This window comes from Sphingobium sp. FG125 (assembly GCF_057809795.1).
The window spans coordinates 61,738-79,428 of sequence record NZ_JBMDKQ010000015.1 but is presented as its reverse complement, the minus strand read 5'-3'; the positions used below and the strand labels follow the sequence as shown (position 1 = coordinate 79,428).

The following is a 17,691-nucleotide window of genomic DNA, read 5'->3' as shown; positions in this document are numbered from 1 at the left end:
TTTCCCGCCAGACGTCGCGCCCTCGCCCTCGCCGTTACGCGATCAGCGAAAATTCGCCATAATTGCCCTGGAAGAACAATAAGGGACTTTCCGGCCGGTCGACCTCCAGCGCCACGACCTTGCCCAGCACGATATAATGGTCGCCTGCCTCATGCACCGCGTCCAGCGTGCAGTCGATCCAGGCGACGACATCGTCCAGGATCGGCGATCCGTTGGCCGATACACGGTGCGAGACACCGGCAAACTTGTCCTCGCCGCGCCCGGACAGCTGACGGCACAGCGCCTGCTGATCGCTCGCCAGGACGTTGACGCAGAATCTGCCGACCGCAGCGAGGCGCGGCCAACTGCTCGATGTCTTGGCCGGGAAGAAGGCGACCAGCGGCGGATCGAGCGAAACCGAGGTGAAGGAACCCACCACCATACCGACGGGCGCGCCGTCCGCCTCCACGGCGGTGACGACGCACACGCCGGTGGGATAATGGCCCAGCACGCGACGGAAGGTTGCGCTGTCGAAACTGGTGGTGTCATTCATGTCCGCTTTTCCCATCTTGCGCCCGTGTGTCGATCAGAGCGCGATCCCGCCCGCCGCCAGCACCGCTAGTGTCAGCAGCTCCGACGCATTGGATGCCATCGTGGCGATCTGCACCGATTTTTCCATGCCGACCAGCACCGGGCCGATCATCGACGTGCCGCCCAGTTCGCGCAACAGCTTGGCCGAGATATTGGCCGATTGCAGCCCCGGCATCACCAGCACATTGGCCGGGCCGGACAGGCGGCTGAACGGATAGCTTTTCATGACCGCCGGATTCAGCGCCACGTCAGCGGTCATTTCGCCTTCATATTCAAAATCGACATCGCGTTCGTCGAGCAGCTTCACTGCGCCACGCACATTTTCCAGGAATGCGCCCGGCGGGTTGCCGAAATTGGAGTAGGAGAGGAAGGCGACGCGCGGGTCATGGCCCATGCGCCGGGCAACCGCCACCGTGCCTTCCGCGATATCGGCGAGTTCACTGGCCGTCGGGCGCTCGTTGACCGTAGTATCGGCCAGGAACACGGTCTTGTCCTTCGATACCATGACATGGATGCCGAACGGCGTGCGCCCCACTGCGGGGTCCATCACCCGCTTCACTTCGCGCAATGTCTGCGCATAGGGTCGGGTCATGCCGGTGATCATTGCGTCGGCCACGCCCATCTTGACGAGCAATGTGCCAAAGATGTTGCGGTCCCGGTTGACCATCCGCTCGCAATCGCGGCGCAGATAGCCGCGCCGCTGGAGCCGGGCATAAAGCAGGTCGACCATGTTGGGCACCAGTGGTGAATTGACGCTGTTGTGCAGCTCGAAACTGTCGGGATCGCGCACGCCCAGCGCCTTGAGTTTGTCGACCACATCGCCGCGCCCGACCAGCACCGGGATACCATAGCCCAAGTCACGGAACTGGATCGCGGCGCGCAGCACCACTTCTTCCTCCGCTTCGGCGAACACGACGCGCTTGGGATTGGCCTTTGCCACTTCATAGGCACTGGTCAGAACAGAGGTGGTCGGGTTGAGCCGGGCTTTGAGGGACTGGCGATAGGCGGCCATGTCGGCGATCGGCTTTTGCGCCACGCCGCTGTCCATTGCCGCCTGCGCAACGGCTGACGGCACCACTTCCATCAGGCGCGGGTCGAACGGGGCGGGGATGATATAATCGGGGCCGAAGCTGTGCGAGCGGCCATAGGCCTTGGCCACTTCCTCCGGCACCTGTTCGCGCGCCAGTTCGGCGATGGCATGGGCGGCGGCGACCTTCATCGCTTCGTTGATCGTCGTCGCCCGCACGTCCAGCGCACCGCGGAAGATGAAGGGGAAACCGATGACATTATTGACCTGATTGGGATAGTCCGACCGGCCCGTCGCCACGATCGCTTCGGGGCGAACCGCCTTGGCATCGGGCGGGGTGATTTCCGGGTCGGGATTGGCCATGGCAAAGATGATCGGCTTTTCGCCCATATCCTTGACCATGTCCGGCGTTACCGCGCCCTTGACCGAGAGGCCGAGGAACACGTCCGCACCCTTCATCGCTTCCTTCAGCGTGCGGGCGTCGGTCCTGACCGCATGGGCCGACTTCCACTGGTTCATGCCCTCGGTGCGGCCCTGATAGATCACGCCCTTGCTGTCGCACATGATGACATTGTCACCCGCCACGCCCAGCGCCTTGATCAGTTCAGTGCAGGCGATCGACGCCGCGCCCGCGCCATTGACCACGACTTTCAGGTCTTTCAGCTCACGTCCGGTCAGCATCGCCGCGTTGATGACGCCCGCCGCCGCGATGATCGCGGTACCATGCTGGTCGTCATGGAACACCGGGATGTTCATCCGCTCTTTCAGCGTTTGTTCGATGATGAAGCATTCGGGTGCCTTGATATCCTCAAGATTGATGCCGCCAAAGGTCGGCTCCATCAGCTCCACCGCATCGATGAAGCGATCGACATCCTCGGTCTTGAGTTCGATGTCGATGCTGTCCACGTCGGCGAAGCGCTTGAAGAGGACCGCCTTGCCCTCCATCACCGGCTTGGACGCCAGCGCGCCGAGATTGCCCAGGCCCAGGATCGCCGTGCCATTGGTGATGACCGCGACCAGATTGCCCTTGGCGGTATAATCATAGGCTGTGGCAGGATCGGCCGCGATCGCCAGCACCGGCACCGCGACGCCCGGCGAATAGGCCAGGCTCAGGTCGCGTTGCGTCGCCATCGGTTTGGACGCGATGATCTCGATCTTGCCGGGGCGGCCGGTCGAATGGAAAAACAGCGCCTCGCGCTCGGAAAATTCCACATTCGACTTGTCGGTCATCACTTACTCGCCTTTGCTGTCCGTTGCGTCGGCCCTAGCGGCAAGCGCGCCTTGTGGGCAAGTGCGAGAAGGCTTCTTTCCTGCTGTGCAGCTTGGCGCTATCCGGGCTTCATGCCCAGCGCCCCTAACGACATCGCGATCCAGCCCGCCCCCACGCCGATGATGGCGCAATATCTGGCGCTCAAGGCTCAGGCGAATGACTGCCTGCTCTTCTACCGCATGGGGGATTTCTTCGAACTATTCTTCGACGATGCCAAGGCAGCGGCCGCGACGCTCGACATCGCGCTGACCAGTCGGGGCGAACATGGCGGCGTGCCGATCCCGATGTGCGGCGTGCCGGTGCATAGTGCGGAGGGCTATCTCGCCCGGTTGATCAAGGCAGGCCATCGGGTCGCCATTGCCGAACAGACCGAAACGCCCGCGCAGGCCAAGGCGCGGGGCGGCAAGACGCTCGTGGCGCGCGATATCGTGCGATACGTCACCGCCGGCACGCTGACCGAGGAGACTCTGCTCGATTCCCGGCGCGACAATATGCTCGTCGCCCTTGCACAGGTGGGCGGAGAGGGCGAGATCGGCCTCGCCGCCGCCGATATATCGACTGGCCGGTTCGAGACGATGACCTGCCGCGCCATCGATCTGCCCGCCGAACTCGCCCGCCTGCGTCCCAGCGAGACGGTGGTTGCCGAAGGGGCAACGCTCGACATAGCCGACGCCCATATGTTCGATCGCGCAGCCTTTTCCAGCAGCCGCGCCGAAACAGCGCTCAAACGCCTGTTCGGGGTCGCGACGCTCGACGGCTTTGGCCAGTTCAGCCGGGCAGAGCTGGCGGCGATGGGCGGGCTGATCGCCTATCTCGACCATGCAGGAAAGGGGACGCTGCCCTTCCTTGCGCCACCCCTGCGCCAGACCAGCGGCGGCCATGTCGCGATTGATGCGGCAACGCGCGAGAGTCTGGAAATTGTCGCAACGATGAGCGGCGCGCGCGCGGGCAGCCTGCTGGGTGCGGTCGATCGCACGGTGACGGGTGCGGGGGCGCGGCTACTGGCGCAGGATTTGTCCGCGCCGCTGATGGATATGGACCTGATCGAGGCGCGGCTGGGGCTGGTGCAGCTGTTCCACGACGATGCGGGGCTGCGCGACCAGCTCCGTGCAGCCTTGCGCGCCCTGCCCGATATTGGCCGGGCGCTGGGCCGGGTCGCGGTGGGCCGGGGCAGCCCGCGTGACCTTGGCCAGTTGCGCGATGGCCTTGGCGAAGCGCGGCTGCTGCGTGAGCGGCTGGGGCGGTTGCCCGACCAGCCGCTGCTCCTCGCCCGCCTGCTCCCTGCGCTCGATGGCCATGGCGCGCTGGTCGACAGTCTGGCGCGGGCGCTGGTGCCCGCCCCGCCGACCGAAACGGCCAGCGGCGGCTATATTGCCGACGGCTATGATCCTGCGCTGGACGAGCTGCGCCGCATGGCGGGCGATGGCCGCCGCGCGATTGCCGCGCTGGAGGCGAAATATCGCGCGCAGACGGGCATTTCGACGCTCAAGATCCGCCATAATGGCGTGCTGGGCTATCATGTCGAAGTGCCTGCCCGCGCCGCCGACTCGCTGATGGCACCGACAAGCGGCTTCACCCATCGCCAGACGCTGGCAGGCGTCGTGCGCTTCAATTCGGTCGATCTGCACGAGGAAGCCGGGCGGGTCGCGCAGGCGGGTGGACACGCGCTGGTGGCGGAAGCGGCGCATCTGGAAGATCTGATCGCCGCCGTGCTGGAGCGCAAGGCCGACATCGCCCGCGCCGCGCAGGCATTGGCCCGGCTCGATGTTGCCGCCGCGCTGGCCGAACGGGCGGCGGAGGGCGGCTGGCAGCGACCGCATTTCGTCGCGGCGGATGGCGCCGGGCCGTGTCTCGACATCACAGGCGGGCGGCATCCGGTGGTGGAGGATGCGCTGCGGCGCGAAGGGCAGGCCTTTGTCGCCAATGATTGCCGTCTGGTGCAGGACGACCGGCTCTGGCTGGTCACCGGCCCGAATATGGGCGGCAAATCCACCTTCCTGCGGCAAAATGCGCTGATCGTCATCCTGGCGCAGGCCGGGGCTTATGTCCCCGCGCAGGCCGCGACGCTCAGCCTGGTCGACCGGCTGTTCAGCCGGGTCGGCGCATCGGACAATCTGGCGCGCGGCCGCTCCACCTTCATGGTCGAGATGGTCGAAACCGCCGCCATCCTGGCGCAGGCGACAGCCGACAGCTTCGTCATCCTCGACGAAGTCGGGCGCGGCACCTCCACTTATGACGGGTTGGCGCTGGCCTGGGCGGTGGTGGAGGCGGTGCATGAGGTCAATCGCTGCCGATGCCTGTTCGCTACCCATTATCACGAACTCACCCGGCTGGCCGAAAGCCTCTCCTCGCTCTCGCTCCACCATGTCCGCGCCCGCGAATGGAAGGGCGATCTGGTGCTGCTGCATGAGCTGAGCGACGGACCGGCGGACCGCAGCTATGGCCTGGCCGTCGCGCGGCTGGCGGGCCTGCCTGCCGCTGTCCTGAAGCGCGCCAAGGATGTGCTGGCGCGGCTGGAGGCGGGCAAGGCCAAGACCGGCGGCATTGCGGCTGGGCTGGACGATCTGCCGCTGTTCGCCGCCGTTTCTGCCCAGTCCGAACCCGTGATCGACCCGCTGCGTGCGGCGCTCGACGGCATCGATGCCGACGCGCTGTCGCCGCGTGAGGCGCTCGATCAACTATATCGGCTGAAACAACTGGCCGCGACCAGCGACCATGACTAGATAGCCTCCATGGTCATGCAATTTCCCGCGCTGGGATCGCGCCGTGCGATCATTGATCGGCGCGCGATTTCCGACAACATCACGGCTCAGGCGCAACTGCACCGTAGCGATCCGATGCTGCTGCGCGGCCTGATCGTCAAGGAATTGAAGGCGGCGCTGGATGAGGGCCGTGCCGAGGTCGCCCGGCGGCTGGAGGCGAAGCCCACGCGCGGGCGGGAGGCGGTGACCGCCTTTGCCTTCCTGATCGACCAGATTTTGCGCCTGCTTTATGACGCGACGACGCACCATCTCTACCCGTCGGGCAATCGCAGCACCGGTGAGCGCATCGCTTTGATCGCGGTTGGTGGCTATGGCCGGGGCGAAATGGCGCCGCATAGCGATGTCGATATCGGCTTCATTACGCCCTGGAAGCCGACCGGCTGGACCGAGCAGGTCATTGAATCCATGCTCTATTCGCTGTGGGATCTGGGCCTGAAAGTCGGCCACTCCAGCCGCTCCATCGACGAGACGATGCGGATGGCCAAGGCGGACCTGACCGTCCGTACCGCCCTGCTGGAGGCGCGCTATGTCTGGGGTGACCGGGCGTTGTACGAGGAAACCTCGACACGCTTCGACGCCGAAGTGATGCAGGGCACCGCCCGCGCCTTCGTCACCGACAAGCTGGCCGAGCGCGAAGATCGTCACAAAAGGATGGGTGACAGTCGCTATGTCGTCGAACCCAATGTGAAGGAGGGCAAGGGCGGCCTGCGCGACCTGCACACATTATTCTGGATCGGCAAATATGTGAACCGGGTGCGGTCGGTCGCCGAGCTGGTCGATGTCGGGCTGCTGACCCAGCTGGAATTGCGGCAGTTCCAGAAGGCGGAAGATTTCCTGTGGGCGGTGCGCTGCCACCTCCACACCATCACCGGACGGGCGGAGGATCGGCTGACCTTCGACCTCCAGCTGGAAACCGCGACGCGGATGCGCTTTACCGGGCGGCATGGCCGGTCGGGGGTTGAGCGCTTCATGCGCTATTATTTCCTCAACGCCAAAATCGTGGGCGACCTGACTGCCATGTTCCTGGCCCATCTGGACGACCAGATGGCGGCGAAGGGGCGGCGCTACATCCCCGCCATGTTCCGCCGACCCAAGAAGCTGGACGGCTTCGTGCTGGAACGCGGGCGCCTGTCGCTGCCGAGTGACGATTTCTTTCGCGAAGACCCGGTTCGCCTGATCGAGATTTTCGCTGTGGCTGACCGACATGGCCTGTCGATCCACCCCGGTGCGATCCGCGCCGCCAGCCGCGACGCTGGCCTCATCACCGCCAAGGTGCGCAAGGACCCGCGCGCCAACGCCGCCTTCATGGATGTGCTGACCAGCCCACGCGATCCCGAAACGGTGCTGCGCTGGATGAACGAATCCACCGTTTTCGGCCGTTTCGTCCCCGATTTTCGCCGGGTCGTGGCGCAGATGCAGTTCGATATGTATCACCATTACACGGTGGACGAACATACGATCCGCGCCGTCGGCCTGCTCGCCCGGATCGAAAAGGGCGAACTGCCCGAAGATCATCCGCTGGCGTCCGAACTGATGGGCAAGCTGCTCTCGCGCCGCGTCCTCTATGTCGCGGTGCTGCTGCATGACATTGCCAAGGGGCGGGGCGGCGACCACAGCATCTTGGGCGCGGAAGTCGCCGAACATCTCTGCCCGCGCCTTGGCCTCACCCCGGCGGAAACGGAAACCGTTGCCTGGCTGGTGCGCTATCATCTGCTGATGTCGGCCACCGCCTTCAAGCGCGATCTGGCCGATTACAAAACCATCCTCGATTTCGTCGATGTCGTGCAAAGCCCGGAGCGGCTGCGGCTGCTTCTCTGCCTGACCGTGGTGGATATTCGTGCGGTGGGGCCAGGGGTGTGGAACAGCTGGAAGCGGCAGTTGCTGGGCGACCTTTACGAGTCAGCCGAAGAATTGTTGCGGCTGGGCCATAAGCAGAAGGGCCGCAGCGAACGGGTCGCGGCCAAGCAGGAAACGACGCGGCTGGCGTTGGGCCTGCCCGACGCGGAGTTTGAACGGCTGCGCAGGCGGCTGCCCGAATCCTACTGGATCGCCGAGCCAGAGGATATATTGATCCACAACGCGCACCACATATTGGCTTCCGCCGACGCGCCCTTGTCGATCGCGGCCCATTATTATCCGCAGCGCGGCGCGACGTTGGTGACGGTCTATGCCACCGACCATCCAGGGCTGTTCTACCGTATTGCAGGCGCCATCCATCTGGCGGGTGGCAATATCATCGACGCGCGCATCCATACGACGCGCGATGGCGTGGCGATCGACAATTTCCTGGTGCAGGACCCGTTCGGCGGCGCGTTCCACGATCCCGATCAGCTGACCCGCATCCGCAACGCGATCGAGGATTCGCTGTCCAACCGCCACCGGATGATCACCAAATTGTCGGCGCGCCCGCTCACCCGGACCCGCGCCGAAGCGTTCCGCATCGTTCCCAACGTGCTGATCGACAATAAGGCGTCCAACCGCTTCACGGTGGTGGAAATCAACGCCGCCGACCGGCCTGCCCTGCTGTTCAGCCTGGCCAATGCGCTGTTCCAGTCGAAGGTCACGGTCCACAGCGCCCATGTCGCCACCTATGGCGAGCGTGCGGTCGATACTTTCTACGTCACCGACCTGCTGGGCGGAAAGATAGAGAGTAAGGCGCGGCTGCAAACGCTGGAGCGCCGCTTGCTGGAAGCGGCAGGCGGCGAGGTGGATGAGGCGCTGGAGCGGGCCTGACCTTACCTCAATCCGTTCGTTTCGAGCGAAGTCGAGAAACTGCGCGTTACCGTTTCTCGACTTCGCTCGAAACGAACGGAGGTCGGGAGTCGACGCTCAACACCCTTAGTCCTTAACCTGGCTGCGTGGCCAGCCAGGCCGCCACATCCGCCGCCACCTTGTTCGCCGCGGCATTGAGTGGCACGCCGACCGTGCCTGCCTCAATCTTCGCACCCACGGGCACGCTGGCGGTGAAGCGCTGCCGGGCAACTACCGTGCCGCTGCCCTTGGTCAATATGGCGTCATAGGTCACGACCGCGCTATTGCCCGGCGCATCGATGCCAAAGGCGACCAGTTCGCCCATCAGCCGCTGGCCCGCGTCGCCAGCATATTGGCCGGGGTCCAGCACGATCCGGTTGCTGGTTGCGGAAATCGTTTCCGCCAGCAGTTTCTGGAACAGGTGGCGTGGCGTATCGGCCCATTGCACCTTGGTCACATAGGCGACCGAGGTGGGCGACAGTTGCACCGGCACCCGCACTGTATCCAGCATCTTGGGCGCTTCGGGATCGGCCACGGTCAGGCTTGGTCCTTGCGCGCCGGTCAACAGGCGCCCCGGAATAACCTTCTGCACGGCGCTGAGAGCAAGCAACTGCTCAGGCGGTTTGGCCCCGAACGATACGCAGCCTGCCAGCAGGAAGGCGGCGGTGAGCGCAACCGTGGCGCTGCGCGTGTGGCGGTTGAACATGCGCCTTGTCCCTCTCATCATGGCTTGTAATCCGGCAATTTGGGCGATCCGACCAGCGAACCGGCCCCTTGCTGGTCCAGTTTCTCGGCAACACCCCGGAAGGCGCGCGACATTTCGCGCAGGTCGCGGACCAGCTGGTTGACCTCCGGCATGGTCTGGTTGCTGAACGCGCGCACGCCCGGCTGGGCCTCGGCGATTGTCTTGTCGAGCGTGTCGATGCTGCGGGTCGCCGACTGCACGCTCTTGCGCAGGTCGGCCATCAGCGGCTTGCCCTCATCGGTCAGCAGCGAATCAGTGGTGGCAGCCAGCTTGCCAATCTGTTCAGCCGCTACCCCGGTGCGCTGCACTGCGATGCGCGCTTCGGCCAGCGTGGCGGAGATTTCCGGGCTGCGATCGGCCAGCGAGCTGGAGATACGCTCGACATTGGCCAGGATACCCGCGATCGACTGCTGATTCTTGTCGTTCAGCAATTCGGTCAGCCGCTCGGTCAGGGTCGACAGCCGCTCCAGCAGCTGCGGCGCATTGTTGAGCAATTCGCCCAGCGCGCCCGGCTTGGTCGGGATCACCGGCACGCCGTCGGGGCAGACCGCCAGCGGGTTATTGGTCGGGCACTGGATCGGCGGCGCGCCCTTGACCGCGCCATCCAGCACGATTTCGCTCACGCCAGTGAAGCCCACGCCTGCGATCGTCGCAGTAGTGCCTTGCAGAACGGGCGTGCCCTCCTTCACCGAAATGCGCACCTTCACAAAGCCCGGATCGCGCTTCCACAGCTCGATCTTTTCGACCTGGCCCGACGGCACGCCGGAATAATTGACGCTCGACCCCTTCGCCAGGCCGTTGACCGACTGTTTGAAAAAGATGTCATATTCCTTGTTCTGCCCATCGGAGATGCGCGAGAACCAGAAGGCTGCCGCAATGATCGCCGCCAGCAAGATCAGCGTGACCGCGCCCACCAGCACATGGTTGGATCGGGTTTCCATATCCTATTGCCTTCCATCGGGCGGGGTCTGTGCCGCCCTATCCTGTTCGCGGTCATGATGACGGGCCACCGCCGCCGTTGCGGCGCGGCCGCGCGGGCCATTGAAATATTCCTGTATCCACGGATGATCGGTGGCCAGCAATTCGTCGATCGTACCGACCGCAATGACCTTCTTGTCGGCCAGCACGGCGACACGGTCGCAGATCGAATAAAGCGTATCAAGATCATGGGTGATCAGGAACACGGTCAGCCCCAGCGTCTGCTGCAACTGGCGGGTCTGTTCGTCGAACGCTGCCGCGCCGATCGGGTCCAGCCCGGCGGTCGGCTCATCCAGAAACAGCAGGTCCGGGTCCAGCGCCAGCGCACGGGCAAGGCCAGCGCGCTTCTTCATGCCGCCCGACAGTTCGGACGGATATTTGGGGCCAGCCTCAGCCGGCAGCCCGGTCATGCGGATCTTGTAGGCGGCGATCTCGTCGCGCAGTTCCGCGCCGATATTGGGATAATATTCGCGGATCGGCACTTCGACATTTTCAGCGACCGTCAGCGTGGAAAACAGCGCGCCGCCCTGAAACAGCACGCCCCAGCGCTTGCGGATCGCCAGCGCTTCATCGTCCAGCCGCCCGACCATCGATTCGCCAAAAACGTGGATTTCGCCCTCGTCCGGGGTCTGGAGGCCGATGATCGCGCGCATCAGCACCGATTTGCCGGTGCCGGACCCGCCGACCACGCCCAAAATCTCGCCCTTGCGCACGTCCAGGTCCAGCCCGTCATGCACGACCTGATCGCCAAAACTGTTGCGGATGCCGCGCACCGAAATCGCGATGTCGCTCTGCGCCATCACCTCCTCAACCCGCGCTTCCTCGGCCGCGATGTCGTCCTGTTCCGCCATCAGTTCCACCCCAGCCAGGTGAAGAATACGGCGAATATGGCGTCGAGGACGATGACCAGGAAGATGGCCTGCACGACCGCAGCGGTGGTGCGCAGCCCCACTTCCTCGGCATTGCCCTTGACCTGCATCCCCTGAAAGCAGCCCGAAATGGCGATGATCAGGCCGAATACCGGTGCCTTGATCAGCCCCACCCACAGGTCGGTGATCGGCACGACTTCGCGCAGCCGCTGAACGAAGGTGATCGGTGGAATGTCGAGCGCAATCGCGCAGAGAAAGCCACCACCAATCACCGCCATGATCGATGCGTAAAAGCCGAGCAGTGGCATCATGATGACGACCGCCAGCGTGCGCGGCAGCACCAGCGCCTCCATCGGCGACACGCCGATCGTGCGCATCGCATCGACTTCCTCGGTCAGCTTCATCGTGCCAAGCTGCGCGGCAAAGGCGGAGCCGGATCGGCCCGCTACCATGATCGCGGTCATCAGCACGCCCAGTTCGCGGAAGGTCAGCCGACCGACCAGATTGATCGTCAGCATTTCCATGCCGAACTGGCGCAACTGCACCGATCCCTGCTGCGCGATGACGATGCCGATCAGGAAACTCATCAGGCCGATAATGCCCAGCGCGGACACGCCAACCACCTCGAACCGCTGCACCACGGCATTGACGCGGAAGCGGCTGGGGTGGCGGATGACGCTCCAGGTGGCGACCAGCGTGCCGCCGAAAAAGCCGAGCAGACCCAGCATGGTCGATCCGGCGGTGCTGACCGCCTCGCCAATCTGGCTGACAATGCGGGTGACGGCGGGGACATGATCGGGACGGATCGCCACCGGCTCGTCCAGCGCGCCGACCGCTTCGATCAGGCGCATCGTATCGTCTCGCCCGCCCGTGATCGGGCTGTTCAGCCGCTTGGCGGTGCGATGCACGGTCCAGGCGCCTATCGTGTCGATATGGTCCACGCCCGACAGGTCGATCGCGCTGACCGGTCCCTGCACCGCATCCAGCCGACCGGGCAGGTCATGCAGACAGGCGACCGCCAGCGACCCGGAAAGCCGGATCACTGTGCCGTCGTCACGCATTTCTTCAGCAAGATCGGCGGCTTTGTTCATGCGATGGGATTACTGGTCCAATATCGGTTGCACGGCAAGCCGAAACGGCCCAACTGCAAGCCAGAACGAAGCATAGAGGCAAAAGTTTCGGACACGGCATGACGCACCGGCTGGCAATTTACGACATGGACCGGACGGTGACGTTCAGCGGCACCTATACCGGCTTTCTCATCCATATGGCGCGCGCCATGGCCCCGTGGCGGCTGGCGTTGCTGCCCTGCGTCGGGCTGCTGATGCTCGCCTATGTGGTCAAGCTGATCACCCGCCAACGCCTGAAGGAACTGAATCAGGCGCTGATGATCGGTTTCAATGTCGAACGTGCGCGTTTGATGCCCCATGTCGAAACCTATGCCGACAAGGTGGTGGCGACCAATTTGCGTCAGGGCGCGGTGGCGCAGATCGCGCAGGACCGGGCCGATGGCTATCGCCTCGTCCTCGCCACCGCCTCCTACCGCCTCTATGTCGAGCCGATCGCCCGGAGGCTGGGCTTCGATGCGGTGATCGCGACCGATCATCTGTCCCAGGATCTGCGCTATGTCCGCGCCAAGATTGCGGGTGAAAATTGTTACGACACCGGCAAGCTGCGGATGATCAAGGCATGGATGGTGGCCGAAGCCATCGACCGCAGCCAGGCCCATATCCGCGCTTACTCCGACCATGTATCGGACGCGCCGATGCTGGAATTTGCCGACATCCCCTTCGCCTCCAACCCGCACAAGAAGCTGGCCAAACTGGCGGCGGCGCGCGGCTGGACGCGGGTGGACTGGGATTAGACGACCCGCGAGGGGAGTGGCTCTCCTGCAAAATGGGCGGACAGATTGGCGATCAGCATCTGCGCCATCTGCCCGACCGCCTCATGCGTCGCCCCGCCAGTATGCGGGGTCAGCACGATATTGGGGACATCGGCCCAGCGCGCCGGATCGGTCGGTTCGGGATCGAACACGTCGATCGCTGCGCCGCCCAGCCGCCCGCTTTTCAGCGCGGCGATCAGCGCCTCCTCATCCACCAATTGCCCGCGCGCGACATTGACCAGCAGCCCGTCGGGTCCCAGCGTCTCCATGATCGCCGCCGAAATCATCTTGCGGTTGCTTTCATCGGCGCGCGCCGCAACCAGCAAAATGTCGCTCTGGCGCGCCAGCGCTTCCAGACTGTTGGCGCGTGGCCAGGGGAGGGCAGGCTTGTCGCGCGGTCCCCACCAGCTCACCTGCATCCGCATCGCCTGCGCCCGCTCCGCCGCTGCAATGCCGATCGACCCCATACCGACGATCCCCAGCTTTGCCCCGCCCATCGACCGGGTGCGCGTCTTGGCCTCGATCGTCCAAAGTCCCGCGCGCAAATGCCGGTCGCCGCCGACGATCCAGCGACGATGGGCGATCATCAGCCCGATCGCATGATCGGCCACATCTTGCGCATTGGCATCGCCGGCATGGGTGACGGCGATGCCGCGCGCCTTGGCCAGCGTCAGGTCAACCCCGTCATAGCCCACGGTGAAACAGGCGATCAGCGACAGGCGCGGCATCGCGTCGATCAGCGCCCTTTCCAGCGCAAATTCGCCCGCCCAGATCACCGCATCCACCTGCGCCAGCGCCGCCGTGTCCGGCTGCTCCCACAGAGTCATGACGTCATAATCCTGCGTCAACAGCGGCACCACGGGGGCCAGCAAGGGCTGGCCCACCAACAGTAGAGGACGGCGCATCTCAACCAATCGCCCGCAATGCCTGGGCAAAATCGGCGATCAGATCGTCGGCATCCTCACAACCGATCGAGATGCGCACCATATTGTCGCCAATCCCCAATGCTGCCTTGCGCGCGGCAGGCACCGACAAATGCGTCATCGCGGCGGGATGGCTCGCCAGCGTTTCGGTTCCGCCCAGGCTGACCGCCAGCTTGGCGATCTTGAGCGCGTCGAGAAAGGCGAACGCCTCCGCCTCGCCACCTTTCAGGTAAAGCGAGAAGGTCGATCCCGCCCCGCTGCAATGGCGCGCATAAATGTCGCGCTGCCGCTCACTTTCGGGAAAGCCCAGATAGACGATCTTCTCCACCTGCGGCTGGTCCTTCAGCCAGGCGCACACTTTGGCGGCATTCTCGCCCGCCCGGCTCATCCGCAACTCCAGCGTCTCCAGCGACCGTAACAGCATCCATGCCGAGTGCGGGTCCAGGATCGTGCCGATCGTGTTGCGCATCAGCCGGATCGTGGTGATCAGCGCATTGGACCCCAGCACCCCGCCCGCGACCAGATCACTATGCCCGCCGGCATATTTGGTCAGGCTATAGATCACCAGATCCGCGCCATGGGCCAGCGGCTTCAACCATAACGGCCCCAGAAATGTATTGTCGATCGCGATCGGCGGCACATGGTCCTCGCCCTCAAACAGGAAGTTGCGCCGCGCGACAACGGCCTCGATATCGACCAGCACATTGGTCGGATTGGCCGGACTTTCCAGATAGATCATCGCAACGCGGCCCAGACCCCTGGCCTTCTCTATCACCGTGCCAATCTCGTCCTCGCTCGCGCCAGCGGGAAAATCGAGCCACTGCACCCCGAACTTGCCCAATATCCGCCCGATCAGCGATTCGGTCGCGGCATAGAGCGGGGCTGAATGGACGATCACGTCGCCCGGCTGCACCAGCGCCAGCAAGGTGGTGGCGATGGCCGACATGCCGCTGGAAAAAAGCAATGCATCCTCGGCCTCCTCCCATACCGACAGCCGATCCTCGGCAATTTCCTGATTGGGACCGTTGAAGCGCGAATAGACAAGGCCCTCCGATCCGCCGGGCCTTATGCCCGTCACCCCTTCAAAATGCCGCTTGCCCGCCGCCGCGCTCTCGAACGCGAAGGTGGAGGTGAGGAAAATCGGCGGCTTGAGAGACCCCTCCGACAGGGTCGGATCATAGCCATGCCCCATCATCAGCGTCGCAGGTTTCAGCTTGCGCCCGTCAATCTCCATGATCGGCGGCTTGGGACGGCGGCGGTTGGATTCGACACCGGTAAGGTCGGCTTCACTTTCGCCAGACATAGATTATCTCCTGCTCGATACGGCGTCTGCTGCGCCGCTCCTGATGGCGCGATGATAACGCAGGGACGGGCCGGAGGGCCAGAGGGTGACGTAAGAATATTTCGCGTGTTGGTATTTTAGTTGCCGCATAGGCGGCGGTGCGGACGAAGCCGGTGACACCGGACGGGCGCCTCCCTACATCCCGTTCATGGTTCTTCTCCCCCCCGTGCTGGAACAATGGTTCGCCGCGCGCGACTGGACCCCGCGCGCCCATCAGCGCGCGATGCTCGCCGCCGCGCGCCGGGGCGATCATGCGCTGCTCGTCGCGCCGACCGGTGCGGGCAAGACGCTGGCCGGGTTCCTGCCAACGCTCACGGACCTGATCGAACGCCCGACCGACCGGCTCCACACCCTCTATGTCTCGCCGCTTAAGGCGCTGGCGGTCGATGTCCGCCGCAACCTGCTGACCCCGATCGAGGAAATGGCCCTCCCGATCCGCGTCGAAACCCGCACCGGCGACACACCATCGGATCGCAAGGCGCGCCAGCGGGTCAAGCCGCCCCACATCCTCCTCACCACGCCCGAATCGCTCTCCCTGCTGCTCAGCTATCCCGACGCAGTGCTGATGTTCGCCGATCTGCAAACCGTCATCGTCGATGAAGTCCACGCCTTCGCCACCCAGAAACGCGGCGACCTGCTCAGCCTGTCGATGGCCCGGTTGCAGACGATCAACCCCGGCCTGCGCCGCGTCGCTTTGTCCGCCACCGTTGCGGACATCGACGCCTACCGCGCCTGGCTCGCGCCAGATGGCGATATCGACACGGTCGCCGCCGTGCTGGGGGAGGCTGGCGCAGAACCCAACGTCACCATCCTCATCCCCGAAGGCCGCGTCCCCTGGTCGGGTCATTCGGGCAAATATGCGGCCAGTCAGGTCATGGCCGAAATCGCCGCGCACCAGACCACGCTTGTATTCTGCAACACGCGCGGCCTCGCCGAACTCATCTTCCAGTCATTATGGTCGGCCAATGACGCCAACCTGCCCATCGCCATCCACCATGGCAGCCTGTCGATCGAGGCGCGCCGCAAGGTGGAAAGCGCCATGGCAGACGGCAAACTCCGCGCCCTCGTCGCCACCGCGTCGCTCGACCTGGGCGTCGACTGGGGCAATGTCGATTGCGTCATCCAGATGGGCGCACCCAAAGGCTCTTCCCGCCTGCTCCAGCGGATCGGCCGCGCCAATCACCGGCTTGATCAGGCCAGCGAAGCCATCCTGATCCCCGGCAACCGCTTTGAATATCTCGAAGCTCGCGCCGCCCTCGACGCGGTGGAGGCGGGCGAACGCGATGCCGATGATTTTCGCGCGGGCAGCCTCGATGTGCTGGCCCAACACATAATGGGTCTCGCCTGCGCCGGGCCGTTCCGCGAAGCGGACATGCTGGCCGAAATCCAGTCCGCCACCCCCTATAGCGCACTGACCCCAGAAGGTTTCGCCGCCGTCCTCCATTTCATCGAGGGCGGCGGCTACGCCCTGCGCGCCTATGACCGGTTCAAGCGGCTGACGCAGGACAGCGACGGCACATGGCGCGTTTCCCACCCCCGCTTCATCCAGCAGCATCGGCTGAATGCGGGCATCATCGTCGATCAGCCAGCGCTCGCCGTCCGCTTCGCCAATGGCCGCAAGCTCGGCACGGTGGAGGAGGGCTTCGCCGCCCAACTCACGCCCGGCGACAGCTTCTTCTTCTCCGGCATGGCGCTGGAGGTGGTGAAGATGGACACAAGCGATCTGATCGTCCGCGCCACGTCCAAACAGGCGCGCATCCCCAGCTGGGGCGGCACTCGCATGGCCATGTCCACGCGCCTCGCCGACCGGGTCCGCACCTTCCTCGCCAGCCCAGACCAATGGCACCGCTTTCCGCCCGACGTGCGCGAATGGCTCGACATGCAGAAATTGCGCTCGGTCCTGCCGCAACCGGGGCAATTGCTCATCGAAACCTTCCCTCATGAAGGGCGGCATTATCTGCTCTGCTACAGTTTCGAAGGCTGGAACGCGCATCAGTCGCTGGGCATGTTGCTCACCCGTCGTATGGAGAGCCAAGGACTGATGCCGCTGGGCTTCGTCGCCAATGATTATGCGCTGGCCATCTATGGCATGAAGCCGGTCATCGATCCGCAAAGCCTGTTTTCCGCCGACATTCTCGACCATGAATTTATCGACTGGGTCGAACAGTCGAGCCTCTTGAAGCGCGCCTTCCGCGACGTCGCGGTCATATCCGGCCTGATCGAGCGTCAGCATCCCGGCAAGCGCAAGACCGGGCGGCAGGTCACTTTCTCCACCGACCTTATCTACGACGTGCTGCGCAAATATCAGCCCGACCATCTGTTGCTCAAGGCCGCCTGGGCCGACGCGCGCGCCCGCATGACCGATGTGGGGCGGCTCGGCGACCTGATCGACCGCGCGGCGACGACCATGCTGCATGTCACGCTCGACCGGGTCAGTCCGCTTGCTGTCCCTGTCCTCATCCTCATCGGTCGCGAGCATGTCGCGCAAAGCGCGGCGGACGACGCGCTGCTGATCGAGGCGGAGGCGCTCGTCGCCCAGGCGATGCGCCCCGATTGAGTATGTCTGGAGCAA

At 64.5% G+C, this 17,691-nt stretch carries 12 protein-coding genes; 4 read left to right on the top strand and 8 right to left on the bottom strand.

Annotated elements, in window-relative coordinates:
* Window positions 1–34: 34 nt before the first annotated feature.
* A complete protein-coding gene (locus ACODSR_RS14735) occupies window positions 35–532 on the bottom strand; it encodes a flavin reductase family protein (protein ID WP_489077420.1) in 498 nt (165 codons plus the stop codon).
* Between the two features lie 33 nt (window positions 533–565).
* Window positions 566–2,827, bottom strand: coding sequence for an NADP-dependent malic enzyme (locus ACODSR_RS14730; protein ID WP_489077419.1), 2,262 nt, complete (start codon window positions 2,825–2,827; stop codon window positions 566–568).
* A gap of 111 nt (window positions 2,828–2,938) precedes the next feature.
* Here ACODSR_RS14730 and mutS point away from each other — a divergent pair, with 111 nt between their 5' ends.
* Both mutS and ACODSR_RS14720 read left to right on the top strand, forming a co-directional pair.
* Window positions 2,939–5,590 carry a DNA mismatch repair protein MutS gene (mutS, locus tag ACODSR_RS14725; protein WP_489077418.1) on the top strand — a complete coding sequence of 884 codons (2,652 nt, stop codon included), beginning with the start codon at window positions 2,939–2,941 and terminating at the stop codon, window positions 5,588–5,590.
* Between the two features lie 9 nt (window positions 5,591–5,599).
* A complete protein-coding gene (locus ACODSR_RS14720) occupies window positions 5,600–8,362 on the top strand; it encodes a [protein-PII] uridylyltransferase (RefSeq protein ID WP_489077417.1) in 2,763 nt (920 codons plus the stop codon).
* A 112-nt stretch (window positions 8,363–8,474) separates the two neighbouring features.
* On the opposite strand, the gene ACODSR_RS14715 is transcribed toward ACODSR_RS14720, so the two are convergent.
* Genes ACODSR_RS14715 through ACODSR_RS14700 form a run of 4 tightly spaced genes read right to left on the bottom strand, consistent with a single transcriptional unit; the run spans window position 8,475 to window position 12,063 of the window.
* Complete coding sequence (locus ACODSR_RS14715) at window positions 8,475–9,086, bottom strand: ABC-type transport auxiliary lipoprotein family protein (RefSeq protein ID WP_489077416.1); 612 nt, start codon at window positions 9,084–9,086, stop codon at window positions 8,475–8,477.
* A 17-nt stretch (window positions 9,087–9,103) separates the two neighbouring features.
* Entirely contained in the window at window positions 9,104–10,066 is a 963-nt protein-coding gene (locus ACODSR_RS14710; protein ID WP_489077415.1) for an MlaD family protein, read from the bottom strand.
* Between the two features lie 3 nt (window positions 10,067–10,069).
* A complete protein-coding gene (locus ACODSR_RS14705) occupies window positions 10,070–10,954 on the bottom strand; it encodes an ABC transporter ATP-binding protein (protein WP_489077414.1) in 885 nt (294 codons plus the stop codon).
* Window positions 10,954–12,063, bottom strand: a complete 1,110-nt coding sequence (locus ACODSR_RS14700) for an MlaE family ABC transporter permease (protein WP_489077413.1) — start codon at window positions 12,061–12,063, stop codon at window positions 10,954–10,956. The genes ACODSR_RS14705 and ACODSR_RS14700 overlap by 1 nt, the downstream gene beginning before the upstream one ends.
* A 98-nt stretch (window positions 12,064–12,161) precedes the next feature.
* Here ACODSR_RS14700 and ACODSR_RS14695 point away from each other — a divergent pair, with 98 nt between their 5' ends.
* Window positions 12,162–12,836 carry an HAD family hydrolase gene (locus ACODSR_RS14695; protein ID WP_489077412.1) on the top strand — a complete coding sequence of 225 codons (675 nt, stop codon included), beginning with the start codon at window positions 12,162–12,164 and terminating at the stop codon, window positions 12,834–12,836.
* Here ACODSR_RS14695 and ACODSR_RS14690 read toward each other — a convergent pair.
* Window positions 12,833–13,759, bottom strand: a complete 927-nt coding sequence (locus ACODSR_RS14690) for a 2-hydroxyacid dehydrogenase (protein ID WP_489077411.1) — start codon at window positions 13,757–13,759, stop codon at window positions 12,833–12,835. The genes ACODSR_RS14695 and ACODSR_RS14690 overlap by 4 nt on opposite strands.
* A gap of 1 nt (window position 13,760) precedes the next feature.
* Window positions 13,761–15,080 (bottom strand): cystathionine gamma-synthase family protein, encoded by a 1,320-nt coding sequence (locus ACODSR_RS14685; RefSeq protein WP_489077410.1) that lies wholly within the window; start codon window positions 15,078–15,080, stop codon window positions 13,761–13,763.
* Window positions 15,081–15,267: 187 nt separating this feature from the next.
* Here ACODSR_RS14685 and ACODSR_RS14680 point away from each other — a divergent pair, with 187 nt between their 5' ends.
* On the top strand, window positions 15,268–17,676 hold the full coding sequence (locus ACODSR_RS14680) for a ligase-associated DNA damage response DEXH box helicase (RefSeq protein WP_489077409.1): 2,409 nt from the start codon (window positions 15,268–15,270) through the stop codon (window positions 17,674–17,676).
* Window positions 17,677–17,691: the final 15 nt, after the last annotated feature.